General features: G+C 47.5%; 28 protein-coding genes. 21 read left to right on the forward strand and 7 right to left on the reverse strand.

Annotation, left to right across the window (positions count from 1 at the left end):
* Entirely contained in the window at positions 1 to 957 is a 957-nt protein-coding gene (locus AB9P05_RS11920) for a GNAT family N-acetyltransferase (RefSeq protein ID WP_371909050.1), read from the reverse strand.
* A gap of 83 nt (positions 958 to 1,040) precedes the next feature.
* Between AB9P05_RS11920 and AB9P05_RS11925 the strand changes: the two genes are divergently transcribed.
* The 3 genes from AB9P05_RS11925 (at position 1,041) to dnaN (ending at position 3,832) form a co-directional block, all read left to right on the forward strand.
* Positions 1,041 to 1,934, forward strand: coding sequence for a hypothetical protein (locus tag AB9P05_RS11925; protein WP_371909051.1), 894 nt, complete (start codon positions 1,041 to 1,043; stop codon positions 1,932 to 1,934).
* A gap of 34 nt (positions 1,935 to 1,968) precedes the next feature.
* The gene (locus AB9P05_RS11930) at positions 1,969 to 2,595 is read left to right on the forward strand and encodes a YigZ family protein (protein ID WP_371909052.1); all 627 of its coding nucleotides are present in this window, start codon (positions 1,969 to 1,971) and stop codon (positions 2,593 to 2,595) included.
* A gap of 112 nt (positions 2,596 to 2,707) precedes the next feature.
* Entirely contained in the window at positions 2,708 to 3,832 is a 1,125-nt protein-coding gene (dnaN, locus tag AB9P05_RS11935; protein ID WP_371909053.1) for a DNA polymerase III subunit beta, read from the forward strand.
* A gap of 76 nt (positions 3,833 to 3,908) precedes the next feature.
* On the opposite strand, the gene AB9P05_RS11940 is transcribed toward dnaN, so the two are convergent.
* The 3 genes from AB9P05_RS11940 to AB9P05_RS11950 form a co-directional block, all read right to left on the reverse strand.
* Positions 3,909 to 4,352, reverse strand: coding sequence for a hypothetical protein (locus AB9P05_RS11940; protein WP_371909054.1), 444 nt, complete (start codon positions 4,350 to 4,352; stop codon positions 3,909 to 3,911).
* A gap of 117 nt (positions 4,353 to 4,469) precedes the next feature.
* Positions 4,470 to 4,937, reverse strand: coding sequence for a hypothetical protein (locus tag AB9P05_RS11945; protein ID WP_371909055.1), 468 nt, complete (start codon positions 4,935 to 4,937; stop codon positions 4,470 to 4,472).
* A gap of 27 nt (positions 4,938 to 4,964) precedes the next feature.
* Complete coding sequence (locus tag AB9P05_RS11950) at positions 4,965 to 5,978, reverse strand: mechanosensitive ion channel family protein (protein WP_371909056.1); 1,014 nt, start codon at positions 5,976 to 5,978, stop codon at positions 4,965 to 4,967.
* Between the two features lie 182 nt (positions 5,979 to 6,160).
* Here AB9P05_RS11950 and AB9P05_RS11955 point away from each other — a divergent pair, with 182 nt between their 5' ends.
* The gene (locus AB9P05_RS11955; RefSeq protein ID WP_371909057.1) at positions 6,161 to 8,215 is read left to right on the forward strand and encodes a ComEC/Rec2 family competence protein; all 2,055 of its coding nucleotides are present in this window, start codon (positions 6,161 to 6,163) and stop codon (positions 8,213 to 8,215) included.
* A 3-nt stretch (positions 8,216 to 8,218) separates the two neighbouring features.
* On the opposite strand, the gene recR is transcribed toward AB9P05_RS11955, so the two are convergent.
* Positions 8,219 to 8,833 (reverse strand): recombination mediator RecR, encoded by a 615-nt coding sequence (gene recR / locus AB9P05_RS11960; protein WP_371909058.1) that lies wholly within the window; start codon positions 8,831 to 8,833, stop codon positions 8,219 to 8,221.
* An 89-nt stretch (positions 8,834 to 8,922) separates the two neighbouring features.
* Positions 8,923 to 9,213, reverse strand: a complete 291-nt coding sequence (locus AB9P05_RS11965) for an ATP-dependent Clp protease adaptor ClpS (protein ID WP_371909059.1) — start codon at positions 9,211 to 9,213, stop codon at positions 8,923 to 8,925.
* Positions 9,214 to 9,281: 68 nt separating this feature from the next.
* Between AB9P05_RS11965 and AB9P05_RS11970 the strand changes: the two genes are divergently transcribed.
* From AB9P05_RS11970 to AB9P05_RS12010, 9 genes are all read left to right on the forward strand, one after another.
* Entirely contained in the window at positions 9,282 to 10,808 is a 1,527-nt protein-coding gene (locus tag AB9P05_RS11970) for a sodium:solute symporter (RefSeq protein WP_371909060.1), read from the forward strand.
* A 123-nt stretch (positions 10,809 to 10,931) separates the two neighbouring features.
* Positions 10,932 to 12,191 carry a hypothetical protein gene (locus tag AB9P05_RS11975; RefSeq protein ID WP_371909061.1) on the forward strand — a complete coding sequence of 420 codons (1,260 nt, stop codon included), beginning with the start codon at positions 10,932 to 10,934 and terminating at the stop codon, positions 12,189 to 12,191.
* Between the two features lie 82 nt (positions 12,192 to 12,273).
* Complete coding sequence (locus tag AB9P05_RS11980) at positions 12,274 to 13,293, forward strand: sensor histidine kinase (protein ID WP_371909062.1); 1,020 nt, start codon at positions 12,274 to 12,276, stop codon at positions 13,291 to 13,293.
* Positions 13,290 to 14,069, forward strand: coding sequence for a LytR/AlgR family response regulator transcription factor (locus AB9P05_RS11985; RefSeq protein WP_371909063.1), 780 nt, complete (start codon positions 13,290 to 13,292; stop codon positions 14,067 to 14,069). Before AB9P05_RS11980 ends, AB9P05_RS11985 begins: the two co-directional genes overlap by 4 nt.
* Before the next feature lie 78 nt (positions 14,070 to 14,147).
* Entirely contained in the window at positions 14,148 to 14,324 is a 177-nt protein-coding gene (locus AB9P05_RS11990; RefSeq protein ID WP_371909064.1) for a hypothetical protein, read from the forward strand.
* A gap of 72 nt (positions 14,325 to 14,396) precedes the next feature.
* On the forward strand, positions 14,397 to 14,549 hold the full coding sequence (locus AB9P05_RS11995; protein ID WP_371909065.1) for a hypothetical protein: 153 nt from the start codon (positions 14,397 to 14,399) through the stop codon (positions 14,547 to 14,549).
* A gap of 82 nt (positions 14,550 to 14,631) precedes the next feature.
* Positions 14,632 to 14,790, forward strand: a complete 159-nt coding sequence (locus tag AB9P05_RS12000) for a hypothetical protein (protein WP_371909066.1) — start codon at positions 14,632 to 14,634, stop codon at positions 14,788 to 14,790.
* A 98-nt stretch (positions 14,791 to 14,888) separates the two neighbouring features.
* Entirely contained in the window at positions 14,889 to 15,032 is a 144-nt protein-coding gene (locus AB9P05_RS12005) for a hypothetical protein (protein ID WP_371909067.1), read from the forward strand.
* Between the two features lie 20 nt (positions 15,033 to 15,052).
* Entirely contained in the window at positions 15,053 to 15,196 is a 144-nt protein-coding gene (locus tag AB9P05_RS12010; RefSeq protein WP_371909068.1) for a hypothetical protein, read from the forward strand.
* A gap of 177 nt (positions 15,197 to 15,373) precedes the next feature.
* On the opposite strand, the gene AB9P05_RS12015 is transcribed toward AB9P05_RS12010, so the two are convergent.
* Positions 15,374 to 15,691 (reverse strand): hypothetical protein, encoded by a 318-nt coding sequence (locus tag AB9P05_RS12015; protein ID WP_371909069.1) that lies wholly within the window; start codon positions 15,689 to 15,691, stop codon positions 15,374 to 15,376.
* Between the two features lie 225 nt (positions 15,692 to 15,916).
* Here AB9P05_RS12015 and AB9P05_RS12020 point away from each other — a divergent pair, with 225 nt between their 5' ends.
* The 8 genes from AB9P05_RS12020 to AB9P05_RS12055 all read left to right on the forward strand — a co-directional run bounded on the left by AB9P05_RS12020 (position 15,917) and on the right by AB9P05_RS12055 (position 24,133).
* Complete coding sequence (locus AB9P05_RS12020) at positions 15,917 to 16,315, forward strand: DUF86 domain-containing protein (RefSeq protein ID WP_371909070.1); 399 nt, start codon at positions 15,917 to 15,919, stop codon at positions 16,313 to 16,315.
* A gap of 119 nt (positions 16,316 to 16,434) precedes the next feature.
* Complete coding sequence (gene sucD / locus AB9P05_RS12025; protein ID WP_371909071.1) at positions 16,435 to 17,307, forward strand: succinate--CoA ligase subunit alpha; 873 nt, start codon at positions 16,435 to 16,437, stop codon at positions 17,305 to 17,307.
* Between the two features lie 126 nt (positions 17,308 to 17,433).
* The gene (locus AB9P05_RS12030; protein WP_371909072.1) at positions 17,434 to 18,012 is read left to right on the forward strand and encodes a TetR/AcrR family transcriptional regulator; all 579 of its coding nucleotides are present in this window, start codon (positions 17,434 to 17,436) and stop codon (positions 18,010 to 18,012) included.
* 5 nt (positions 18,013 to 18,017) lie between these two features.
* Positions 18,018 to 19,265, forward strand: coding sequence for a beta-ketoacyl-ACP synthase II (gene fabF / locus AB9P05_RS12035; protein WP_371909073.1), 1,248 nt, complete (start codon positions 18,018 to 18,020; stop codon positions 19,263 to 19,265).
* Between the two features lie 7 nt (positions 19,266 to 19,272).
* Positions 19,273 to 19,707, forward strand: a complete 435-nt coding sequence (locus AB9P05_RS12040) for a PaaI family thioesterase (RefSeq protein WP_371909074.1) — start codon at positions 19,273 to 19,275, stop codon at positions 19,705 to 19,707.
* A gap of 29 nt (positions 19,708 to 19,736) precedes the next feature.
* On the forward strand, positions 19,737 to 20,732 hold the full coding sequence (locus AB9P05_RS12045; protein WP_371909075.1) for a 2-hydroxyacid dehydrogenase: 996 nt from the start codon (positions 19,737 to 19,739) through the stop codon (positions 20,730 to 20,732).
* A gap of 49 nt (positions 20,733 to 20,781) precedes the next feature.
* Complete coding sequence (locus AB9P05_RS12050; RefSeq protein WP_371909076.1) at positions 20,782 to 21,429, forward strand: hypothetical protein; 648 nt, start codon at positions 20,782 to 20,784, stop codon at positions 21,427 to 21,429.
* Between the two features lie 85 nt (positions 21,430 to 21,514).
* Positions 21,515 to 24,133: a WG repeat-containing protein gene (locus AB9P05_RS12055; protein ID WP_371909077.1), complete on the forward strand. Its 2,619-nt coding sequence runs from the start codon at positions 21,515 to 21,517 to the stop codon at positions 24,131 to 24,133.
* Positions 24,134 to 24,358: the final 225 nt, after the last annotated feature.

The raw sequence follows: 24,358 nt of genomic DNA on the forward strand, positions 1-24,358 counted from the left end.
TTACGTGTGGAAAGTTTTGCGGACTGATGGAATACCCCCCATTCTTTTTTTAAATACGGCAAGTGGCTCATTTACCGTGTCGTCGGGCAACATGCTTGTACCCAGGTCAAGCACCCAATAGCCCTGCCCACACGCCCACCTGCTTAGTTCCTCTATCAGAAACACCGATGGGCTCAGCGTGCCTGCCTCAGGGTTATTTGCAGGCAGGAAGTAGTACAGGATGTCTTTGGAGACAGTAACAGCAATAAGTATCGACAGAACCCTCTCCTCTTTTTGCACAGTGAACAGATGGTAATGGTCTGGGAAATCATGAAATGCAGATGCCAGCTCCCGGTGAGTCATAGACATACTGTGCCTCTTTTTTGCCCTCCAGTCCGCAATCAGAGTTAAGGCCTCTTCTAAAAATTCCCGGTTCCTTTTTTCAAATTGCAGACCTGCCTGTGTAGCCCGGCGTAACCTCCGTCGCTGCATGCTGTGCATATCTTCACGGCAGCGCTTATCTAATGCCAGATGATGGTTCAGGCTATCCGTTTCTTCTTCAAACCCAGCCGCCAGGCAGGCACCGCGAAAGCGTTCATAGCCTGGCAGATAATACCCTTCGGGCATCAGGTGTATCAACGTTCCTACCCCATCGGATAGCTCCGCGAGGCATGCCTGCAGGAACGCCACCAACACCCCCTCAACAGGCAGAGGCTCCTCCCAGGAAGGTCCGCTGAAAGGAGCCCCCGGCAGGCTTATCCATTTGCCGTGCGCCATAGCAAAGCTAAGGCGTAGACGGATCATGCCCGATTCATCCGTCAGGTCAAAAATACGCACCTCATCATAGCCCTTATGACTTATAAAGGCCATGCTCTGAAATAATACCCCTCCCGGAGACTCAGGGGCATTCTCAGCATCCTCATACAGCCTTAAGGTGAATGTTTCGAAGCCAGATAGTGGTCGGATTAGCCCTGCCATACACAATTATAACAAAGGTGACGTTCACACCCGGTGAAATTATTTTATAAATCTTAGTTTTGCAGGCTGAAATTTTCTGCTGCATGATTTATCTATTGCTTACCATACTGGTCAATGTATTTATTTTCCTGAACTTCAGAGCCTATAGCCGATTCGGAGTAGATACACTCCAGGCCATAGTCGTTAACTACATTGCCTGTGTCATTACCGGTCTATTATTTCTTTCAGGTCAGGATCCTTTACAAACCTTCCTCAACGGAGGCACCTGGACCTGGATTGGAGGCATACTAGGGCTCGTCTTTATAGGCACCTTTTATCTCATGGCCCGGACCACCCAGAAGGTAGGCGTCTCAGTTGCCTCCGTAGCCAGCAAAATGTCCCTTACCATACCGGTAGTCTTCAGTCTTTTCTTTATGCAAATAGAAAAGAAAGAAATGGATGTCCTCAACTACACAGGCATCATACTGGCACTGGCCGCCATTTTTCTGACCAGTATCAAAAGAGAGAGAGGCGCCCCCCGTGAGGCCTTCAATTACCGCAATATGATCATGCCCGTGTCCGTCTTTTTACTTAGCGGCCTTATTGATACAACCATTAATTACACAAACCTTCACTTCCTGGATGGTCCCGGCGAGGCCGTCTTTCCCATTGTTATCTTCGTAGTAGCAGGCGTCGTAGGCATGGTTGGCGTATTTTTTACCAGACGGCCCATCCAACTCAGGAGCATAGTGGGAGGCATCACCCTTGGAGTGCCTAATTACTTCTCCATATACTTCCTCATTAAGGCCCTTTCCGCATTTGATAATAACGGCGCCATCCTCTACCCTATGCTTAACATCGGCATTATCATTATCTCATCCTTACTGGCTGTTGTCCTGTTCGACGAACGCCTCAAGCCACTCAATAAGCTCGGTATAGCCCTTGCCGTACTCGCAATAATCCTCCTCAGCCACCAGGAAATTTTGGCTGCCTTATGATTTTTTAGCTATTTAGCCCGAAACATCAGGTATTTTGGAACTGGAACAGGACACATATCTAAGTATTGAAGGGCAGTCCGAAGGGTTTTACAAGGAAAAAGGCAGTAAGTTTTTAGCCTACGCCTTTCCTGTAACCTCTGAAGAAGAGATAAAAGAAGCCCAGGAAGTCCTGCGAAAAAAGCATTACGATGCCCGCCATCATTGCTACGCCTGGGCACTTGGCCGCGATGGCACCCACTACCGCGCCAATGATGACGGAGAACCTAACCATTCCGCCGGTGACCCCATACTCGGGCAGATCAGGAGCTTTAACCTCTCCGATGTGCTCGTAATAGTAGTAAGATACTTCGGGGGTACTAAGCTCGGCGTAGGAGGGCTGATCTCCGCCTATAAGACAGCCGCCGCCGAAGCACTCTCCGCCGCCAGGGTAGTCCCCGTAACCGTCATGCATACATACCAAGTATCCTTTACCTACCCGGATATGAACGAGGTGATGCGGGCAGTGAAAGATTTCGATGCAGAAGTAGTGAGCCAGGATTTCGGTATGGAATGCCGCATGGTGCTGCGCGTAAGAGAGACCCGGTCAGAGGCTTTCGCTGATCAGTTTACCCTTTCAGATACAATAAAAACCAAGCGAAAAGACCCTGTGGAGGAGATTTAATGCGCGAAGCCTTGCATCATGCATATTTTAGATTTTTATTTATAACTTTACCCAGTTCAAAAATATCCAGAGAAAGGCTATTAAATGCCTCTAACATTGTATTGTCGCTAGCATGAAATTTATAGTTTCTTCGTCCGCCTTATTAAAGCAGATCTCCAGTATCAATGGGGTAATCACCACTAATCCGGTAGTTCCCATACTTGAGAATTTCCTTTTTGAGATAGAGGATGGTAAGTTGAAAATCACTGCTTCCGATTTGCAGACTTCCATGATCACCGAGCTGGAAGTGGAGGCCAAAGAAAGTGGCAGTATTGCCGTTCCCGCCCGTATCCTGATAGATACCCTTAAGAACCTGCCTGAGCAGCCGGTTACCTTTAGCATTGACGAAGAGACATATAGCATAGAGATCAGCTCAGACAACGGACGGTACAAACTGGCAGGGGAGAATGCAACAGACTTCCCCAAGGTGCCTACCATCTCTGACGGTTACACAGTAGACCTCAATTCCGAGGTACTCAGCAGCGCAATCAATAATACCATTTTTGCGACAAGTAATGATGAGCTGCGCCCCGCCATGACCGGTGTGTACATTAACCTGAGCGATACAAATACCACATTTGTCGCCACAGATGGTCACCGCCTTATTCGTTACCGCCGCGTAGATGTTGCCAGTGAGGGAGAGAATAGCATCATCATTCCCCGCAAGGCGCTGAACCTGCTGAAAAGCACACTGCCAAGCGAAAACGCCCATGTAGCTATGGAGTTCAATGCCAGCAACGCCTTCTTCCGTTTCAATAATATACAGATGATCTGCCGTCTTATAGATGAGCGTTTCCCTGATTATGAGAACGTCATTCCCGCAGACAATGAGAACAATATGACCATTGATCGCCTGGAGCTTTTGAGCTCCCTGCGTCGTATTGCCATCTACGCCAATAAAACCACTCACCAGGTAAGATTAAAAATCACCGGCAGTGAATTACAAATCTCTGCTGAAGACCTCGACTTCTCTAACGAAGCCAACGAGCGCCTCAGCTGTCAGCACGAAGGCGAAGATATTGAGATCGGCTTCAACGCCCGCTTCCTTATAGAGATGCTGAATAACCTGGACGGAGGCAGAGTCACCATGAAGCTGTCTGCCCCTAATCGCGCCGGACTTATAGTGCCTGGTGAAGCCACCGATAACGAAGATATCCTTATGCTGGTAATGCCTGTTATGCTTAACAATTATGTATAAGCCTTAAGGCCAGACTTAATAAAAAAAGCCCGGTTTGCTAAACTGCAAACCGGGCTTTTTTTATTCTTTTCAGTCATTACATCTCCTCATCAGGGGCCTCCATGGCAGAGCCATTGATCATGCCATCAGTTTCTTCCAGCGTTTTACGAACCCTGTCCGCAATTTTCTCCCACTCCTCACCTTTTATATTTTGCATCACGCCATACTGCTCACGGATACTCACACGAGTACGTTCTAGTTTGCTGATTGCCTCATTATAAGGTTCATATGCTGAGCTGTCTTCAGTTTCTAATTTGATGTCCGCTACCCTGTCTTCAAGTATTTGCTGTCTTGCTATCAGGCTATCAAGGTAAGTGTCCAGTTTGTCCAGAGTGATTTCACGCGCAGCTTCAAAGTTTTCCTCCTCTATGTGCTCCACGTCATCGTCGTCATCCCCGTCCGTTTTATTATCACAGGCCATAATACCTAAGCCCAGGAATAGTACGATTAAGCCTCTTCTGATGAAATGTGGTATGTGCATGGTTTCGTCTTTGGTTACTGATATATAAAGCCGGCAAGCCGGCTAATTGTTAAAAGAAAAAAGCGGCAGAGTGATCTGCCGCTTTTCAGTTATTTATTGCTTGACCTAAGGGTCGGATTACATATCCTCGCCGTCGTTCATTTCTGCTGTTTCTTCTTCAAGCTCACGGGTAGCGTTGTTTATCGCATTCTGTACGTCAGCAGAAATCTCGTCCCACTCCTCTTCGGTAGCATTTTCAAGACGCTGCATATTAGCTTGCAGTTCCTGACGCTCCTCCTCGAGGTTCGTTTTCATTTCATTCCACTCTTCACGCATTTCGGCGCTTGCTTCTTCGCCTTCCTGCTCCATTTTTTGCTCGATGTTCTCAAGTCTCATGTCAATCTCATTCAGACTGGCATTCAACTCGTTTTTCATTTCATCGCGCTCTTGCTTAAAGGCCTGCTCGATGTTTTCACCTGCTTGTTCCAGGTTTTCTTCGGCCCGCTCTGTTTGCTGACCATCGCACGCTGTGAATAGTAAACCACCACAAATAGCCATGGCAGCCACACCTTTTATCGAAGTCTTAAAAAAATTGGTCGTTTTCATTTGTTTCTAATTTGGTGCAAAAAATTTTCAGCTTTCTGTGTCTGAAATCTTTGATTCCCCTGTTCCGTTCGTGGCATTCTTTAAATTTATCGCCATGTCCGAAAGCTTTTCACCACCCTTGATATTAAAGTCAAGAGTACGGATAGGCCATGGAATCGTAATATTATTGTCGTCAAATGCTTTCTTAATTAACTTGACTACTTCACTTCTTGCCTTCAGAAAATCAGGCTGTCGTCTGTAGTCAATCCAAACCAGCAGATCAAAGTTTATACTGCTGGAACCGAATTCCTTAAAACTAACCTGAACATCGCTATCTTGTTCGATAAGTTCCGAATTTCTTATAGCATTTAATGCTACATCCTCCACCTTGCTCAGGTCATCACCATAGCTAACCCCTATGGGTAAATCTATCCGTCTACGCCCCGTTCGGGAGTAGTTTATAATAGTATTCTGAAACACGATCTTATTTGGAACCAGTACACGCTGGCCCTGAAACGTATCCATTTGCGTAGTCCTTAAAGATACATTCTTCACGATACCCATATGCCCGTCTAACAGTACGACGTCGCCTTCACCAAAAGGTTGCTTAAAACTTAGAATAATACCGGAAATAAAATTTGCCGCAATATCCTGAAACGCAAAACCCAGGGCCAGGCCTATGATACCTGCGCCGGCAAGTAAGCTGGTGACAGTTTTTTGCAGGTCCAGCACCCCCAGCGCCACAAATACCCCAACCAACAGAACACCAATATAGCCGATAGTGGAGAACAGATTGGTGATTACATGATTGTGGGTGAGTTTTATCAGAAGGCTATGAAGGCCCTTTTTGACAAGCCGCGCAATCACCCAAAAGACTACCAGGATTAAGGCAGCCAGAATGAAGTTCGGTAGCATAGAAACAAGCCCCTCTGCCCATCCCTCCAGTTTTTCCAGAATCAGATCATATCCTCTACTTAGGTTAAAGGTAAACTGCTCTGCTTCACCTTGGCCGTTTTGTCTTATTACAGGAATCAACCCTGCCGTAAGCACCTCGTCTATCATAGAATATCGTCAATTTTAGAATTGTTTAATAACCCCGGGGGTAAAGAAAGGTTTGATATATTTTTACTGATTAATCTATTGATAATCAAAAATATAGTCTCTATTGACCTTTAAAAGGTCAAATTCTGCTTTGCCAGGAAGCGTGTCAGGTAGTATTTTCAGGCTCTCAACTGGCTACATAAATGAATGCATGGTCCCGATTCCCTTTTCTGAGGATAAGCCTGTTTTTTGCCCTCGGCATTCTCCTGGCTGAGTACTATTCCGTGTTCAGGTTCGATACAGCCATCTGGATGGCTGGAATATTTGCCGCCTTATCCATTTTCTTTTTTGCTATTGACCGGCTGCGAGTCGTGGCTTCCGCTTTACTTCTTTTTAGCCTGATAGCCTTCGGGTACGTCCGTTATCAGTCCTCAGATATACGAAGGGAGCACCTAGCGGCAGAGCACATCAGATCTTCAGATCATTACCTGTTAGTCACAGCCGAAAGAGAGGTAGTAAAGGGAAGGTATTTTCGCAGTGAGGCCCATATAGTCAGCGCAGGAAGCAAGGGAGGCTGGAAAAGCCTCAGTGAGAAAGTATTGCTCTACAGGGCCATAGCAGAAGACTCAACAATACATGAGGCGGGCACCACAGTAATTGTACACGGGGCACCAGGAACCATACCTCCGGCCGTTCACCCCGCATACTTTGATTATGCTGATTATCTGCGCCACCAACAGATAAGGTATCGTTTCTTTGTCAGGCAGGAAAACTACCTTATTACCCATTCTACAGATTTTTCAGTCCAGATACAGATGGCACAACTCAGGGCCAGGATGGTAAACCGCCTTGTTAGCCGCATTGAATCCGCGGAAGTTCGCGGTGTGCTTGCCGCCCTTGTGCTTGGGCATCGAAATGAACTGGACCGCCACACCCGTGATGCCTATGCCGCCGCCGGAGCCATGCACGTGCTTGCAGTTTCAGGCCTGCACGTAGGTATTTTATATGGCGTGCTATTAGCCGGCATGTCCTTTTTACTCAGGTTCCCCTATGGCCGGTACATTCGCCTGGCACTTATACTCCTGTTTCTCGTGTCCTACGCCCTCCTTACCGGGTTAAGCCCCTCAGTTACCCGCGCCGTCATTATGTTCGCGCTACTCGCGGTGGGCCAAACACTCCACCGCAGAGCCTACGTCTATAATAGCCTGGCGGTAGCTGCATTTATCAGCCTTATGATTGATCCCCACTGGCTGTTTGCTCCCGGCTTTCAACTCAGCTACCTCGCTGTCACCGGCATAGTTTACCTCCATCCCCGCATATACCGCCTATGGGAACCTAGTACACGTATTATTGATAAAATATGGTCTCTTTGCGCTGTCACCCTGGCTGCCCAGGTGGCCACCCTGCCCCTCACATGGTACTACTTTGGTCAGTTTCCCATTTATTTTCTTTTCAGCAATCTCCTGCTCATACCCCTAGCCACCCTTAGTCTCATTTCCGGATTACTATCCCTGATACTCTCGGATATACCCCTTGCCAGCCAATTGCTTAAGCCCCTTTCTGAAGGTCTGATAAAATCCCTGAATGATCTCACTGCTCTATTTCAAAGCCTTCCGGCTGCCCAGCTGTCCCTGCCTTATCTCAGCGTAGGAGACGTTGTCCTCATGTTCCTGGTGTTTTTCACGCTTACAGCCCTCTTACGTACCAGACACTTTCGATATATATGGCAGAGTTCGCTACTTATAAGTGCCTTCATTCTTTCCATCACATTCAGGTATTATCAGCATGCCGGCAGAGAGGTCCTCGTGTGGTACCCTGCTAAAGAGGGAGTGTTTGTAGAAGCCGTCAAAGGGTACGGTAGCCAAAAAGTTACAGGTACCGCAGATTCCGATTTGCTTGCCTTTCAGGTTGAGCCAATGCACCGTTATTTCACTACATCTGCTTCAGATACTTCCCTGGCTAAGGGTACATTCGCAACAGCATGGAAGTGGCAGGGACAAAAATACCTGCTGTTGCGCGGCGATTACAGAAAGTTCAACCCCGTGCAGGCCTTGCCCCTTGATGTACTCGCCATTGATAAATTATACAAAGGCCGTGATTCCGATGGGTGGGCAGAGCTAAACAGCCGGTTCAGGTTCCGGGAAATTATTCTGACTAACTATGTGAACGAAAAGGATAAAAAACGTCTGAGTGATCTGGCCGATAGCCTGGGGGTTAAAGTGACCTTTTTAAAAGATTCCGGACTACTCATCCAATAATGACTATGAACGCTCATAGTGCGTACGCGTGATGATACTGCGGCCCAGCGTAACCTCATCAGCATACTCCAGCTCACCCCCAACAGGTATGCCTCGGGCAATAGTAGAGATATTAACCTCCTGATCCTTTAATTTTTTGCTCAGGTAAAAAGCAGTCGTATCACCTTCCATAGTTGCACTCAGGGCCAGAATTATCTCTTTTACCTCACTGCCCTCTTCACAGATTCTTTCCATGAGAGAGTCTATGCGGATATCCCCCGGGCCTATGCCCTCCAGAGGGGAGATAATGCCCCCCAGCACATGATAAAGCCCCTGGTACTGACCAGTATTTTCTATAGCCATTACATCACGGGAGTCCTGCACCACACATACTGTCGCCTTATCCCGCCGCGGACTCCGGCAAATCTGGCACAGGTCATCGTCAGCTATTACATGACACTGCCTGCAGTATTTGATTTTCGTACGCAGGTCAGTTAGTGCCTGTGTGAGCCCCTCAGTCACCACCTCATCCTCCTTGAGCAGGAAAAGAGCCAGTCGTAGCGCCGTCTTTTTGCCTATACCCGGCAGTTTAGCTATCTGGTTTACAGCGTCTTCTATGAGCTTGGAAGGGAACTCCATGTCGTTTTTTTTGCAGAAAAAAACCTGCTACTGATGGCAACAGGCTATAATCTAAATAATTTAACAATAAGTACGCCTATTCAGGTATTTCAGACTATTTCAGCGTTTATACCTGCTTCGCATATGCCCTCTTTCAATGGTTTGAGCTCCGGAAGGCTACCCTTCTTTACCGAGCATTTGCCACGATAGTGGATAATATGAGTACATTGTTCTGCCTGGATCAGGGAGTGTTTGCACACCTTGACCAGCGTATTAATTACATGCTCGAAAGTGTTGAAGTCGTCATTGAACACCATCAGATCCCGCTGATCATCGGTATCCACTTCCTCCTCCAGTATGGCTAACTCCTCGAACTCCTCTTCAAAAATATGGCGAGACATGGCTTCTGGTAATTTTTTGGTAAAAATAATAAAAAATGATCAGCTTTAGGGTTCATTTTAGGTAACGTATGAATTCAGGTTTGGTTATCGGCGTTATAGCCGGCTACTTCTTATTTCTTATCCTTATTTCTCTGTTTACCTCCCGAGGGGCAGATACCAAAACGTTTTTTACCGCTAACCGGCAGAGTCCCTGGTATCTCGTAGCATTCGGTATGATCGGCGCCTCCCTCTCCGGTGTTACCTTTATCTCCGTACCAGGTGTGGTGGGGACAGATTCATTCGGCTATTTTCAGGTAGTGCTCGGCTACCTTGTAGGCTACCTCGTCATAGGCACAGTGCTTATGCCACTCTACTACCGCCTCAACCTCGTCAGTATTTATACCTACCTGCAAACCCGCTTCGGATTCTGGTCCTATAAAACCGGAGCGTTTTATTTCATTCTCAGCAGACTGGTAGGTGCATCCTTCCGGCTTTTTCTGGTAGCCATCGTACTTTACGAAGCCCTGTTTAAATATTTTGCCAGTCCTGGTAACGAAGAGCTCACTTTTGCACTTACAGTAGCCATCACCATTCTGCTTATCTGGCTTTACACATTCCGGGGAGGCATTAAAACCATTGTGTGGACAGACAGCCTCCAAACCCTCTTTATGCTACTGGCCGTGGGGTTTAGTATTGTAATCATAGGGCAGGAGCTGGAGCTCAGTCCCGGCGAGTTATTCGATACCATCTCAGAAAGCCGGTATTCAAAGGTTTTCTTCTGGGAAACAGAAGGTAAGGGCCAGTTTTTCCCCCTGCAGTTTATTTCCGGTGCCTTCATAGCCATAGTCATGACAGGCCTTGACCAGGATATGATGCAGAAAAACCTTACCTGCCGCAGCCTTGGCGATGCCCAAAAGAATATGTTCTGGTTTAGCGTAGTGCTCGTTTTTGTCAACCTCATGTTCCTTTCACTGGGGGCTCTCCTGTTTATCTACGCCGAGGCAAAAGGCATTCCCATACCCGATCGTACCGACCTGCTATACCCCACGCTGGCACTCAATCATTTTACCCTCTCCGCAGGCGTGCTCTTTCTCCTTGGAATCATTGCAGCCGCCTACAGCAGTGCCGATTCCGCCCTTACTGCCCTCACCACCTCATTCTGTGTAGACTTCCTGGGGTTTGAGGAAAAAGGCGAGGCATTGTCAGAAAAGAAGCGCCGTACCACCAGGCTGCTCGTCCACATAACCTTCTCCTTTCTCATTTTTCTGGTAGTCATTATTTTCAAAATAGTAAATGAAGATAGTGTCATTAAGATGGTATTCACCGCCGCCGGATACACCTATGGCCCCCTTCTCGGGTTATATGCATTTGGCCTCTTTACCCGCTATATCATTCGGGATAAGTACGTCATAGCCGTGTGCCTTATTTCTCCCCTGCTGGCCTATGAGACCAGTGTGTACATGCTTAAGTGGTTTGGTGTAAATCTGGGCTTCTTTGTGCTCGTGGTCAACGGGCTTTATACCTTTCTGGGCCTGATGCTCATCCGGCAAAAAGGAGCACGATATACCCCTTCAGAGCATGAGAGAGTAGGCCGAAGGGCTGTTTCTACAAGATAGTACGTCCGGTTCAGTAGCGCCATGTCCCGGTTCGGCAGGCTTATCTCCCGGTTCGTCAGCATCACGTTTCTATCCTTAAGGTGATTTTGTTCCTTTGTTTCAGGTCAAAAACACTAAATCGATATGAAAAATAACTTTTCCAAACCATTCCTGCTCGCGCTGGGCCTGATCATGGCCCTCATGATCTCATTTCAAACCCTCTGCCATGGTCAGAGCCCTGGGGCCATATACGGTACCATAGAGACCATCGATGGCAACAGCTACACCGGAGCCCTTCGCTGGGGAAAAGAAGAAGCCTTCTGGAGTGATATGTTCAACTCCCAAAAGACTCGTAATACCAATGTCAAATACCTTTCAAAATCAGACTATGAGAAAATGAAAGGTGAAAAAGAAGAAGGCTGGAAGTGGAACAACTACTCCATCAGTTTCATCTGGGACGATGAATACCATGCCACCACCCATTCCTTTGCCTGCCGTTTTGGCGACATTGCCCGTATTGAACTCAAGGGACGTGAGGAAATAAACCTTGTGCTCAAAAATGGTGAAGAGATAGAACTCGAAGGAGGCTCTAACGATATAGGAGCCGACATACAGGTCCGGGACCGCGAGATAGGAGAGATCAGTATCCCCTGGAACCGCATCGAGGTGATCAGTTTTTCCGAAACCCCCGATAATCTCAGAGCCCATTTTGGAGAAGCCCTCATAGGCACAGTAAAAACCGAAAGAGGAGAATACACTGGTCGCATACAGTGGGACCACGACGAATGCGTGGGCGAGGATAAACTGGATGGCGATACACGCGACGGCGATGTGTCAATCAAGTTTAATAACATTGCCGCCATCAAAAAAGACGGTCGAGGTTCTGAAGTTACCCTGCGTTCAGGCAGAACCATGTACCTCTATGGTAGTAACGATGTAAACAGTGGGAATAGAGGCGTGGTGATAAACCTGCCTGACCTCGGTAAAGTAAAAGTAGGCTGGGATGACTTTGTAAGCCTCGAGCTTATCTGGGGTAGAAATTCAGATATGATGGGCTACAAAGATTTCCCCAAACCTGAGAAGATCAGCGGGACAGTCAGGACTACCAATGGTCAGACCCTCAGAGGAGAGCTTATCTATGACCTGGACGAAACCTGGGACCTCGAAATGCTTGATGGCTCAGATGAAGATACCGAGTACAGCATACCTTTCAGAAACATAAAGCGCATTAAACCTAAAAACTACGCGTACACCGAGATCATACTTAAAAATGGTCAGAAGCTCTTGCTTGGTGATTCACAGGATGTCACCGATAAGCACGATGGAGTACTCGTGTTCACCTCTCGAGACAGCAGCCCTAAATATGTCGTGTGGGACGATATAGACGAAATACTCATAGACTAAGTAGACTCCCCAACAACAACTGCCGGTAAAGGGTCGTTTTTATAGCACCGGCCCTTTATCTTTACTCCCAAACCACAAAACGATGAAGCCTTTTCAGAAGCATGCTGTAACGGCTCTTGTAGTAATGGCTATTATTTCAGGGCTGATTGCCTACGGCGCCTGGCTAGACTTATCCACCAATACCTACATCGCTGTAGGATGGATAGTGCTTCTTATCCTGCTCCTGGTGGCGGGCAACAGGTATATTTCCCGCTTTCTGGACAAAGTCCTTCCCTGGAAAAAATATACCAGCCTCAGGTTTGCCATTCACGTCCTGTTAAGCCTGGTGTATAGCCTCCTGTGCCTGAATATCAGTTACTACACCTTCAAAGTAGCCTTTACGGAAGACCCCCCCACGCCTTACCAGATCACCGTAATGAATGGCTTTGGCCTTATGCTCGTGCTGGCCGTCATACTCATCTATTTTTCCATATACATCCTAAAAGCCTGGCGCAGGTCCACCCTCGAGGGTGAGCGGCTGCAAAAAGAAACCATAAAGAGTGAACTGCAGGCACTCCGCACCCACCTCGACCCTCATTTCCTTTTCAATAATCTCAATATTCTTGACGCACTGATTGAGAAGGACCCCAAGGCCGCACGGCATTTCCTTACCCGCTTTTCAGAAGTGTACCGCTTTCTGCTGAAAAAAAAGGACGCCGAACTCATTACCCTTACCGAAGAGCTTGATTTTCTCCAAGCCTACCTGTTCCTCATCCAGACCCGGTTTAATGATAATGTACAGGTGCACATGCACGTCTGCAAGGCACACAGGGATATGTCCCTTCCGCCGCTGGCACTCCAGATTCTTATCGAAAACTGCCTGAAGCACAATATGATCGATGAGGATAGCCCACTCCACATCAATATCATATCCAGGAAAGACGGATATATCAGTGTAAGTAACAACCTCAGACCTAGAGAGCACAAATTGCCCGGCACAGGTACCGGACTGGAAAATATCCGTAACCGCTACAGCTATTTCACCGATAGGAACGTCAATATCCAAACCCATGAAGGGCAATACATCGTGGACATACCCTTAATTGAAGTTGAAGAAATATGAATATCCTCCTGGTAGAAGATGAAGCCCTCGCCGCCGACCGTACCATAAGTTTGTTGAGTGAAATAGATCCCTCCATAAATGTTCTTCACACCTGCCGGTCAGTAAAAAACACCGTTGCATGGTTATCCACTCATGCAGAGCCTGACCTCATCATCAGTGATATTCAACTGCTGGACGGCATAAGCTTTTCCATATTTACCGAGTGTCCCGTTACCTGCCCCGTAATCTTTCTCACGGCCTACGATCAATATGCCATCCGTGCCTTTGAAGTAAACAGCATTGCCTATTTACTTAAACCGGTGGAAAAAGAAGTTCTGGAAAAGGCCCTGGACAAATACCGACAGGTGAAAAAAGCCTTTGCTGAACAACGGCCCGAGGAAAGACCTGAGATGGATTATGAAAAAGTCATGCGCGCCCTCATGGATAAGGCCGCAGATTACAAGAGCCGGTTCCTTGTAAAGGTAGGTCAGCACATCAAGGCAGTCTCGGTAGAAAAAATAGCCTACTTCTTTACCCAGGATAAGATGACCTACCTCGTTACCCACGATGGCAGAAAGTTTCCGCTGGACAATAGCCTGGACGAAGTATCACGCAGCGTGGATCCTCATGTCTTTTACCGGCTCAACAGGAAATATATAGCTCATATTGACGCCGTATCGGAAGTGCAGCCCTACTTTAAAGGCAGGCTGGTGGTATACCTGAGGCCGGACCCTGAAGAGGAAATCGTAATAAGTAGCGAAAAAAGCGGCCCTTTTAAGGATTGGATGGATCAATAAACTGCCAAGCCAGAAATCCTTTAAGGAATCGTGTTTTTTTAGTAACTTAAGAGGACTAAACTAAAAAGACCGTCTACTATGAAAAAGACCAAACTAACCCTCTCTTACCTCAGGGTCAGTTCATTTATCCCCGACACTAGTAAACTGCGTGGCGGGGCCAAGGCCTACGAACCAATCATGACCCCTCCCGACCGTGCCACTGGCGATACATGCCTTTGTGCACCTACCTACTGGGAAGGATGTGAGGAGGGATAAATATCCTGTTTCCTCTTGTATTATTAACTATATGACCGGCACCTCCCGATGTCATTGAAATCATTATTATTTATGAAAAAAAATCGTCTTAGACTATCAGAACTGAAAGTATCCTCATTCATATCTGTTCCCGCTAACCTGCGGGGCGGAATTGAACGCGACATTGCGAATGACTCACCTTTATGCGGCCCCACGTACTGGGAAGGGTGCGAGCAAACCCACTAAAAGCTTATGTATGGTGGTTATGGGCGGTATAGGTTATAGCTGACCGGCCTCTTTTAATCAATAGTTCAACTATTTTAAAACAATGAAAAAGAAAAGATTGCAGTTATCAGATCTTAAGATCAGCTCATTTGTATCTCACCCTATAAGGCTTAAAGCTGGTGGTCGGGCACTTGCAGATACGGAGCCCTGTTCTCCGCGCTGTGCCCTTACCGAATGGGACGGATGTGAGAAGGTACAGTAAATCTTAATATGATCTCACCCGGCCACTTTACAGTAAAACAGGGTGAGTTCATTCATTTATCGTAACCCTTAGTATTGACTAAATACTTTATTTAGATTATGAAAAAGAACAGACTAAAACTATCAGAACTAAAAGTCAGCTCATTTGTGGCTGATACTGCCAAACTGAAAGCCGGCCTGGCTCGTGACAGGTTTGACAACTCCCCCCTGTGCATGGAGACAGAGGGGTGTAAAGAATATTAAATACCAAATCACAATTTTTCATGAAAAACAATAAAATAAAGCTCCGGGAGCTTAAGGTGAAATCATTTATCGCCGATCCTGAAAAGTTGAGAGCAGGTATTAATGATGTCTGGGGCGTCACTCCCGATTCTCCCTACTGTGTGCAGACCTGGGATAATTGCTGATTCTTAAAAACAGATAATAGAAAGCCGGACCTATGATTGTGGGACCGGCTTTCTTTTTTCCATATCAGCAAAAAAATAAAAGGAGCGCCAATCGAGCGCTCCTCTCTCTGTTTAACCAAAAACCAGATGTACAGCAAATGTATGGTGGTAGGTATGATTGTGTTAGGTGAAAGCGGTTTAGTCCACCAGGTATAACTTTGTTTCTGAGCCATCCAGCAGCAGATCACTATCGTTTAGTAAGCTATTCAGTTCAGGGTTCAGGGCGTTATTTTCAATAATGTACTCAGCCACCTTTTCAGCGCTGGTGTTGTAGAATGTATAGGTTGTGAAAGCAGAAGTCTCTCCCTGAGCTTTCAGATAGTCTCCAAGTAATTCATATACTTCATTACTGCTCTCTTCTGTGCGATCATGTCCGGAGGCATAGGCCGTATTCAGGCCTAATACCAGGGCGGACATGAAAAGGAAACTACTTATTTTTTTGTCGAGCGTTTTCATAATGTCAGTGAGTTTTTGGTATAAAAAAATTTGAGTAAATGACCTTGATTATTAGTTGGCAACCGCTGTGCCAGAAAAGCAAAAATACCTATTTGAGGGTTTAAATGACCTTTTTGTGATCCGGAGTAGAAATATGTGTATCAAAAACGTACACCGGCCGGACGATAGTGAACGGCAAACATATTAGTGATAGGGGTGTTACCTAAGAAATCTTGAATAGCGCATATGATTACAGAAGAAGATCAGGTACACCTGCAAAATATATCCAATGCCATTTTGGAGATCGAAAGCTACACGCAGTACGAGGACTTTAACCAATTTACCCGCGAGGAAGAAACCAAGGCTGTTGTATCCCGCAACCTTATGCAAATAGGCGGTGCAACAAAACTTCTGTCTGATGATCTCAAAAACAGGCTGGCCGATATGGATGTCCGTGTGATGGAGTTACTCACCAATGCCGACTACAATTATTATGTAGAGCGGGACCATCATACCCTTTGGAACATTATTAAAAATGACCTCCCCCGTATCCGGGAGATGGTTAATACCGTTAGCGAGAAGTTAAACCGCGAAGAAGACTTCCCCAGTGAACTGGAAGACAGGCCCGAAAAAGGGCTCGAATAAGAAATTGCCAAGTCAGCAAACCTGAAAATCGCAAGCCGGATGCACTAACGTCCGGCTTTCTTCTTTGCGTAAGCCGGTAAACTTTATATTTTTGTGGCAAAATTTTTAACCCGGAAACAATGAGTGTTTTAGTCAATAAAGATTCCAAAGTAATCGTCCAGGGCTTCACCGGTTCCGAAGGTTCCTTCCACTCGGAGCAGATGATCGAGTATGGTACCAACGTAGTCGGAGGGGTAACTCCCGGAAAAGGAGGTCAGACGCACCTCGACCGCCCGGTATTCAATACCGTAAAAGAGGCTGTTGAGAAGGCAGGCGCCGACGTTTCGGTTATTTTTGTTCCCCCTGCTTTTGCTGCGGACGCTATAATGGAAGCCGCCGATGCCGGTATTAAAGTCATCATTGCCATTACCGAAGGTATTCCCGTACAGGACATGGTATCTGCCAAGCAGTACGTGAAGAAACGCGGTGCAACCCTCATTGGACCTAACTGCCCCGGCGTAATCACCCCAGGCGAAGCCAAAGTAGGTATTATGCCAGGCTTTATTCATAAGAAAGGCACCATAGGCATCGTTAGCCGCTCAGGTACGCTTACTTACGAAGCAGTAGATCAGATCACCAAAGCCGGTCTTGGCCAGAGCACATGTATTGGTATAGGCGGTGACCCTGTTATCGGTACCACTACCAAAGAAGCCGTTGAACTACTCATGAACGACCCGGAAACGGAAGGGATCATCATGATTGGTGAGATCGGTGGTAGCATGGAGTCTGAAGCCGCCCGCTGGATCCAGGAAAATGGTACCAAACCTGTGGTAGGATTCATCGCCGGGCAAACAGCCCCTCCTGGTCGCCGTATGGGACATGCCGGAGCCATCATTGGTGGTGCAGATGATACGGCAGAAGCCAAAATGAAGATCATGCGCGAGTGCGGACTTCATGTAGTGGATTCTCCTGCCAATATTGGCGAGACCATGGTCAAAGCCCTCGGAAAATAATTAAGGAAGAAATATCCTCAGTTTCAAGGCCGTCCGCTATGCAGCGGATGGCTTTTTTTGATCTTTTCCCTTATCATTCAGAACATTAAAGGATAATCCGCCGTACTTACCTACTAGTAAGTAAGTATGGAAGATAAGCGTGATACCAAAATTCAGATACTCGATCTGGCCGAAACCCTTATCAAGACCAAGGGCTATTTTGGCTTTAGCTATCGTGATATTGCTACCCAGTTGAATATCCGGAATGCAGCCATCCACTATTATTTTCCTGGTAAAGAAGATTTAGAGCTGGCAGTTATTGAACGGGAGATATCGCGGTTCCGTAAATGGAAAGATGCGATAGACCACAAAGTAAGTTGCGCCGGAAGGCTGGAGGGGTTTATTGGTATCTACAGACACCACCTGAACAATCGTAGCGCTGCCTGCCTGGTAGGAGCTTCCGCCACGGTTTTTTCTATACTGCCCGCCCGCCTCAGAGAAAAGGCCAGAGAGTTGGCCACTGCGCTGCTGTCCTATCTTAAAGCCCTACTCGATGAAGGCCGGGAAACCGGGGAGTTCCAATTTTCAGGAAGTACCGGAGCCAGAGCTTCCCTTATCACTGCCTCACTGGCGGGGGGGCTACAACTCGCCCAGGTACAGGGAGAAGCCTTTTTCCATACCATTGCCAGTGAAATTATTAGCGATCTGACACATTCAAATCAATAAAGTATATGCAACGCCGTGTGGTAATTACAGGAATGGGAGCCATTACCCCCATTGGGTTAACTGTAGAAGATTTTTGGGCCAGCCTGCTGGAAGGTAAAAGCGGAGCCGCCCCTATCACCAGGTTTGATCCCGAGCACTTTAAAACAAAGTTTGCCTGTGAGCTCAAGCAATTTGATGCACAGGATTACCTTGACCGCAATGAGGTACGCAAAAACGATCCCTTTGTGCAGTATGGTCTCATTGTGGCAGGACAAGCCATAGCCAATGCAGGCCTTGATCTGGACAAGACAGACCGCTACCGCACCGGTGTAATCTGGGGTAGCGGAAATGGCGGTATCCATACTTTCGAAGAGCAGGTAAGCGAGTTTGCCACAGGTACCGGCGTACCCCGCTTCAATCCATTTTTCATCCCTAAGATACTGGTGAACATGGCGTCAGGCATGATCTCCATCAAATTCGGGCTCAAAGGGATCAATTATACCACCGTGTCCGCCTGTGCTACCGGCACCTCCGCCATTATGGATGCCTTTAATTACATCCGGTGGGGTCAGGCAGATATTATGCTTGCCGGTGGCTCTGAAGCCCCTATTACCAAAGCCTCCATTGGTGGCTTCAATGCCCTCAAAGCCCTGTCCACCCGGAATGAAGAGGCCCAAACCGCCTCAAGACCCTTCGATGTCACACGCGATGGTTTTGTAATGGGAGAGGGGGGAGGCGCCTTGGTGCTGGAGGAGCTGGAGCATGCCCGTGCCCGCGGGGCTCACATTATAGCAGAAGTTGTCGGCTGCGCTCAAACATCAGATGCCTATCACATGACCGCCGTCCACCCCGAAGGCGAAGGCGCAAAAAGAGGCATGCAGCTTGCCCTGCAGGATGCAGGCCTGAAGGCATCTGATGTCGATTACCTCAACGCCCACGCCACCTCTACGCCACTTGGAGATATTGGAGAACTTAAAGCCATCCAGTCCGTATTCTCCGGCAATGAAAAGCTGAATGTGAGTGCCACCAAAAGCATGACCGGCCACCTGCTTGGGGCCGCAGGAGCTATAGAGGCCATTACCTGCATACAGGCCATTCGCCATGGGGCCGTTCCTCCTACAGCCAATACCAGTCAGCCAGATGATGAAATTCCGGCGGGCCTTGATCTGACCCTTGGTAAAAGCGTGCAGAAACCTGTAAAAGTCGCTATGAGCAATACCTTTGGTTTTGGCGGACATAATGCCATTGCCCTATTCAAAGCATTTGAGAACTGAAAAAATTATGAATAAAGCACTGGATTTTCTTACCTCCCATATCGGGACTGAAATTACCAAGAGTCCCTCACCATTCGGAAACTGGCTTGGTGGCACCATCATATCCGCTGAAGCAGGGGAGGTAGTGCGCGAGTTTATCGTGAGAAGCGACATGCTGAACCCCCTGGGGACCCTGCATGGAGGGGTAACGGCCGCTATGATGGATGATGTTCTCGGTATGACCGTGTATTCCCTCAATCAACCAAACGTGCAGGTAACAGTAAACCTCAATGTAGATTATTTTCTGCCGGCCCGGGCAGGTGATGTGCTCAGAGTAAAAGGAGAGGTGGTCAGAGATGGCAGGAGACTCATTAATGCCTTTGTCAACGTTTATAACGAAGACGAAAGATTAGTGGCCCGCGGTACATCCAATCTTATGAAAAGCGAAATGCCCGTAAGATAGTTAAGTAAGAAAATATAACTACAACTATCGTGAAGATTGCTTTTTTCAATACCAAGTCCTACGACCAGGCCTACTTCGATAAGGCCAATGAGGCGTTTGATATTCCTATCAATTATTTCGAGACCTCACTTAATGCCGATACAGCCACCCTCGCCCGGGAGCATGAAGCAGTTTGCGTTTTTGTGAATGACACAGTAGATGCTGAAGTTATCGAAAAGCTCGCTGAAGGGGGCACCAAGGTCATCCTGCTCAGAAGTGCAGGCTTCAATCATATAGATATAGAAGCCGCAGAAAAGCATAAAGTTACCTTGCTACGCGTACCTGCCTACTCTCCTCATGCTGTGGCCGAGCATGCATTAGCACTTATAATGACCCTGAACCGGAAAACCCACAAGGCCTATAACCGTGTCAGGGAGAACAACTTTTCCCTTGAGCGTCTCACCGGGTTTGATCTGTACGGAAAGAAAGTCGGCGTAATAGGCACCGGTAAGATCGGCGCTATCTTCGCCCGGAATATGCAGGGCCTGGGCTGCGAGGTGGTGGCATTTGATCCCTACCCGGATGATGAACTTGAAAAGCAAGGAGTAAAATACCTGGAATTGGATGAGCTCTTTGGAGAAGTAGATATTATTTCATTGCACACACCTCTCAATGATAAGACCCATCACATCATCAACAGTCATGCGGTATCTCTGATGAAAAAGGGCGTCATGATCATTAATACCAGCCGGGGAGCCCTTATTGATACCAAGGCAGTTATAAAGGGCCTTAAAGACGGGCACATTGGCTATTTGGGTATTGATGTGTATGAACAGGAAGAGCAACTTTTCTTCAAAGACCTTTCCGAAACCATTATACCTGATGATATGATTGCACGGCTGATGAGCTTTCCTAATGTCCTCGTTACCGCCCATCAGGCATTCTTCACTGCGGAGGCACTGACAGAAATTGCTCACACCACCCTCCAAAACTTACAGGATTTTGCCGATGAAAAAAGCGATCTGCCCAACGAGGTAAAACGTTGATATAGCTTTTGGTACAAGGTTTGCCGTACTTTGGGAAAATAGTTAAGATATGGCTTTAAGACCCCTGCTTTCCGTTTTTCTCCTTTGCATACTGCTAGGCTCAGTTGCCCCCGCTGCCAGGGCACAGTATCATCAGCAGTCCCGCAACTACGATTCCAACAACCCCTACGCAGCCCTGCCCAATCCGCACGAAGTAAGAGTAAGCTACGGCTGGCTTACCCTGCCCTACCTGGCAGAAGTATCGCTGGATTTTATAGGAGAGGAGCTCAGCGGCGGTAATTATGTTTCGGATAATAGCAGATACTCCGGGGGCGTGTTTATTGCCTACAGACATCATATGCATGAGCGTATCACCTGGGAAGTTTCAGGCGGATATGAGCGGGCCCGTCATGATGTACTACTTGGAGGTAGCCTCGCAGGTGACAGCAAGGCCACCTACTATACACTCATGGGTGCATTAGACTTTTATTATATCAATAACCCTAACTTTCAGATGTATTCCGGCCTCTCCCTCGGTGGTACCATCCGCAGGCAAAAAGCCATAGTTGAAGGCACCCCCTTATCCGCGAATACCACCCTCGTCGCCTTTCAGGCAGATCTGCTCGGGCTGCGTTTTGGTAACAGGATAGGTGCTTTTGCCGAGTTCGGTGTAGGATACGAAGGGCTGGTAAAACTAGGGGTAAGCGGGCGTTTCTAGTGTTATTCGAACTATATCCTCCCTTCAAAGTTGATTTATAGCTCATAAGGAGCGTAGTTTAGCATCCTTTATAGGAAGCAAAAGCATGAGAAAACACCTTCTTGTCCTGACCTTCATATGTCTCGCCGGCCTGGTATTAGCAGGTCCTGGCAAAAGAGCCCTTAGGCTGATTCAAAAACACAAGTTTGAAAAAGCTGAAAAGGTTCTTAATAAAGGCCTGGAAAAGGATACCCTCGCCCCGGCAGTACACTATGCCTATGCTACCCTTTACTTTGACTCAGCCTACACCCACGTCAATATTGACAGTGCCTATTCCCATGTTCTGAAAGCAGAAGCTCAGCTGACCTACCTGGATGACAGGGACATTGCCAAGCTGGTGAAAATTCCTGCCGGACCGCAACATATCGCCTATTTAAAAGACCAGGTAGATAGCGCTGCCTTCTATCGGGCTGCTGCACGGCATACTGAGCAGAGCTACCAGGATTATTACCTCACTCATGCAGATGCCGCCCAAAGGCCTGAAGCAGAACGCAGGCGAAATGAGATCGCCTTTGATGAAGCATCCAGACTTAATACCTATGAGAGCTTCAGTCATTTTATGGAAAAATACCCTGAGGCACCTCAGGTAAAGGAAGCAGGAAAGCTATATGAGATCAGGCTGTATGAAGATGCCACCTCGGATAATACCCTGACCCAGTACCGGCAGTTTATCCGGGAGTACCCATCCTCACCATACCTTGAAGATGCCCGTCAGAATGTACTTATGCTGCAGACACTCAACGGTGAGCCCGACAGTTTTCAAACCTTTTTGAATGAATACCCACAAAGCAAGTGGTCACCCCTGGCAGCAACCTACTATACTTTTCTTACCGGAAAAACACCTCAAAATATAGCTTCCCCGCTAAATGACTCATTGGTATACCTCCTCCGACTGGACAGCCTGCCCATCTTCCCCGTGAGGCAGAGCGGAGCCTTTTCCTTTTACTTTTCTGATGGCAGTAATGTGAAAGGTGTGCAATTGGACTCTATCCCCGCAGACTATCTTTGCGGAGCGATAAAAGGCTTCGCGTTTAATGGCTACGAGGGAAATGCAGCGGTACTCTATAGTAGATTGGGAGAGAAGATCACCGTCGGCGTAAGTGAAACCGAGCCGCTTGCGGGCGGCTCGATGATCATTAGGAAAGGAGAGTACTACGGGGTGGTTCACCCCCGCAGTGGAGCAGTACTGCCTGCTATATATGATGACATCCGTCAGGCCGGCACCCTCCTCATTACCAACAATCGCGGAAGAAAAGGACTGTATAGCTTGATGGGGCGTAAAATACTGGGCGAAGAGTACGACCTCATACAAGCCGATGATCATTACATTTTTGCAACGGTTGATGGAAAGACCACCCTTTACTTCAAAAGTGACCTTCTGGCTTTGGCAGAGAATCGCCTGCCTCGCAGACCCGTGATCACGGCATCCAAAACCGGTACCAATCATCAGTTATGGGTTAGAATACCTGGTGGGAATGAGGCTGTGTACGATAGCATAGGCAATGAGGTATTGGCCCCCTCCGGTCAAGCCCTGAAACAGGCAGGCGATGCCTGGCTGGCTACTGACAGCCAATCCTATCGCCTCGTTCGGGCAGATGGGTCTCTGTGGCTTAGGGGAACCGCAGAAGAGGTTTTGAGTAATGGTAAATGGCTGGCTGTGAAAAGCGATAGCTCCTGGAGTACCCTGTACCTGCCACCATCCGAATTGGGAGAAAATGCCCTGACAGGTTCTTACGATAGTGTAGCCCTGGTGGGGGATGAGGCTGTGCTTGCCTACCAGGGGGAAAAGGCCGCCCTGTTTATTACTCAGAACGATAGCATCGAGGTAGAAGAAGGCCAGCAGGCACGCTTGCTCATACCTCAGACAGTTACCCGGGGCATCACAAATAAAGGAAGCTTTTTCATTCAGCTCATTAATAGCAGGGATTACAGCCAGATTTACAATAACACAGGTAAGCGTATTGCAGAGGGCCTCCTAAGCCATGTGGAAGCTCTGACAGATTCCGTTATCAGCATCAGGCGCGGTCGGCGATACGGTCTTATCTCATTCACGGGAGAGGAGTTACTCCCCGTTCGGTATGATGGCTTTTCCCTGACCTACCCCGGCATAGCCACCCTTCGTGGCAATCGCTTTGGCATTTACCTTCCCGGTGTGAGGCAGACCATCGATGCAAAGTATGAACGCCTCCTCAAGCCCTACGATGGTTACCTCTGGCTCGGCCGGAAGAAAGGAAAGACCGGATTGGTAGACCCCCTCAGAGGAGAACTTTCCTCCTTTGAATTTGATGAGATCCGGCATTGGAACGATAGCCTTTTTCTCGCCAGGGATGGCAATACCTGGAACCTGTACACTCCCGAAGGAGGACAGCCAAGGTACCGCGAAATGAGTTTGATAAGGCCCTTTGGCGAAACAGAGAGCGATAAAAGATACCTGGTTATGGTTGATAAGGAGTATGGAGTGCTTAGCACCGACCGGGGAGAGATACTACAGCCTGGGTTTGATGAGATTGTAAATGTAGGAACGGAGGCCCACCCCGTTTACTTTGCAGAGAAAGAGGTGAGAGAAGCAGGCGTGTCTGTAGTAGTCTGGTATGATGAAGCCGGTAAAATCCTTATCAGGGAAACCTATCCCCTCGAAGAGCTTGAGCTGATTTATTGTGACTAATTTTCAGAGGTAATGTAAGCTTCTGAGTGGTTGAGAGAGCTTTTTGTCGCTTTTTGACTGGTGACTGAGGGGGGGGATACCCAAATCACTTTATTTCAGGCTTTAACGTCATTTTTCGTTGCTGCTCCGATTATTTTTCTGTGTGTACTAATTAAAATTTTTTAGGAAAAAATTGAAGGTTACAATTCCTAAATTGAATCATTAATACCGACTGATACCCCATCA

The sequence above is a fragment of the Roseivirga sp. BDSF3-8 genome, assembly GCF_041449215.1.
In the GTDB taxonomy this organism is placed as follows: Bacteria; Bacteroidota; Bacteroidia; order Cytophagales; family Cyclobacteriaceae; genus JBGNFV01.

Excerpts from the sequence above, each read along its gene's own strand:
- AB9P05_RS11990 (WP_371909064.1), top strand. The coding sequence starts at position 14,148 with ATGAAAAAGACCAAACTAACCCTCTCTTACCTCAGGGTCAGTTCATTT.
- AB9P05_RS11985 (WP_371909063.1), top strand. The coding sequence starts at position 13,290 with ATGAATATCCTCCTGGTAGAAGATGAAGCCCTCGCCGCCGACCGTACC.
- AB9P05_RS12055 (WP_371909077.1), top strand. The coding sequence starts at position 21,515 with ATGAGAAAACACCTTCTTGTCCTGACCTTCATATGTCTCGCCGGCCTG.
- dnaN (WP_371909053.1), top strand. The coding sequence starts at position 2,708 with ATGAAATTTATAGTTTCTTCGTCCGCCTTATTAAAGCAGATCTCCAGT.
- AB9P05_RS12000 (WP_371909066.1), top strand. The coding sequence starts at position 14,632 with ATGAAAAAGAAAAGATTGCAGTTATCAGATCTTAAGATCAGCTCATTT.
- AB9P05_RS11955 (WP_371909057.1), top strand. The coding sequence starts at position 6,161 with ATGAATGCATGGTCCCGATTCCCTTTTCTGAGGATAAGCCTGTTTTTT.
- AB9P05_RS11975 (WP_371909061.1), top strand. The coding sequence starts at position 10,932 with ATGAAAAATAACTTTTCCAAACCATTCCTGCTCGCGCTGGGCCTGATC.
- sucD (WP_371909071.1), top strand. The coding sequence starts at position 16,435 with ATGAGTGTTTTAGTCAATAAAGATTCCAAAGTAATCGTCCAGGGCTTC.
- recR (WP_371909058.1), bottom strand. The coding sequence starts at position 8,833 with ATGGAGTTCCCTTCCAAGCTCATAGAAGACGCTGTAAACCAGATAGCT.
- fabF (WP_371909073.1), top strand. The coding sequence starts at position 18,018 with ATGCAACGCCGTGTGGTAATTACAGGAATGGGAGCCATTACCCCCATT.
- AB9P05_RS11920 (WP_371909050.1), bottom strand. The coding sequence starts at position 957 with ATGGCAGGGCTAATCCGACCACTATCTGGCTTCGAAACATTCACCTTA.
- AB9P05_RS12015 (WP_371909069.1), bottom strand. The coding sequence starts at position 15,691 with ATGAAAACGCTCGACAAAAAAATAAGTAGTTTCCTTTTCATGTCCGCC.
- AB9P05_RS11940 (WP_371909054.1), bottom strand. The coding sequence starts at position 4,352 with ATGCACATACCACATTTCATCAGAAGAGGCTTAATCGTACTATTCCTG.
- AB9P05_RS11925 (WP_371909051.1), top strand. The coding sequence starts at position 1,041 with ATGATTTATCTATTGCTTACCATACTGGTCAATGTATTTATTTTCCTG.
- AB9P05_RS12020 (WP_371909070.1), top strand. The coding sequence starts at position 15,917 with ATGATTACAGAAGAAGATCAGGTACACCTGCAAAATATATCCAATGCC.
- AB9P05_RS12030 (WP_371909072.1), top strand. The coding sequence starts at position 17,434 with ATGGAAGATAAGCGTGATACCAAAATTCAGATACTCGATCTGGCCGAA.
- AB9P05_RS11965 (WP_371909059.1), bottom strand. The coding sequence starts at position 9,213 with ATGTCTCGCCATATTTTTGAAGAGGAGTTCGAGGAGTTAGCCATACTG.
- AB9P05_RS12040 (WP_371909074.1), top strand. The coding sequence starts at position 19,273 with ATGAATAAAGCACTGGATTTTCTTACCTCCCATATCGGGACTGAAATT.
- AB9P05_RS12050 (WP_371909076.1), top strand. The coding sequence starts at position 20,782 with ATGGCTTTAAGACCCCTGCTTTCCGTTTTTCTCCTTTGCATACTGCTA.
- AB9P05_RS12010 (WP_371909068.1), top strand. The coding sequence starts at position 15,053 with ATGAAAAACAATAAAATAAAGCTCCGGGAGCTTAAGGTGAAATCATTT.
- AB9P05_RS12005 (WP_371909067.1), top strand. The coding sequence starts at position 14,889 with ATGAAAAAGAACAGACTAAAACTATCAGAACTAAAAGTCAGCTCATTT.
- AB9P05_RS11970 (WP_371909060.1), top strand. The coding sequence starts at position 9,282 with ATGAATTCAGGTTTGGTTATCGGCGTTATAGCCGGCTACTTCTTATTT.
- AB9P05_RS11995 (WP_371909065.1), top strand. The coding sequence starts at position 14,397 with ATGAAAAAAAATCGTCTTAGACTATCAGAACTGAAAGTATCCTCATTC.
- AB9P05_RS11945 (WP_371909055.1), bottom strand. The coding sequence starts at position 4,937 with ATGAAAACGACCAATTTTTTTAAGACTTCGATAAAAGGTGTGGCTGCC.
- AB9P05_RS11950 (WP_371909056.1), bottom strand. The coding sequence starts at position 5,978 with ATGATAGACGAGGTGCTTACGGCAGGGTTGATTCCTGTAATAAGACAA.
- AB9P05_RS11980 (WP_371909062.1), top strand. The coding sequence starts at position 12,274 with ATGAAGCCTTTTCAGAAGCATGCTGTAACGGCTCTTGTAGTAATGGCT.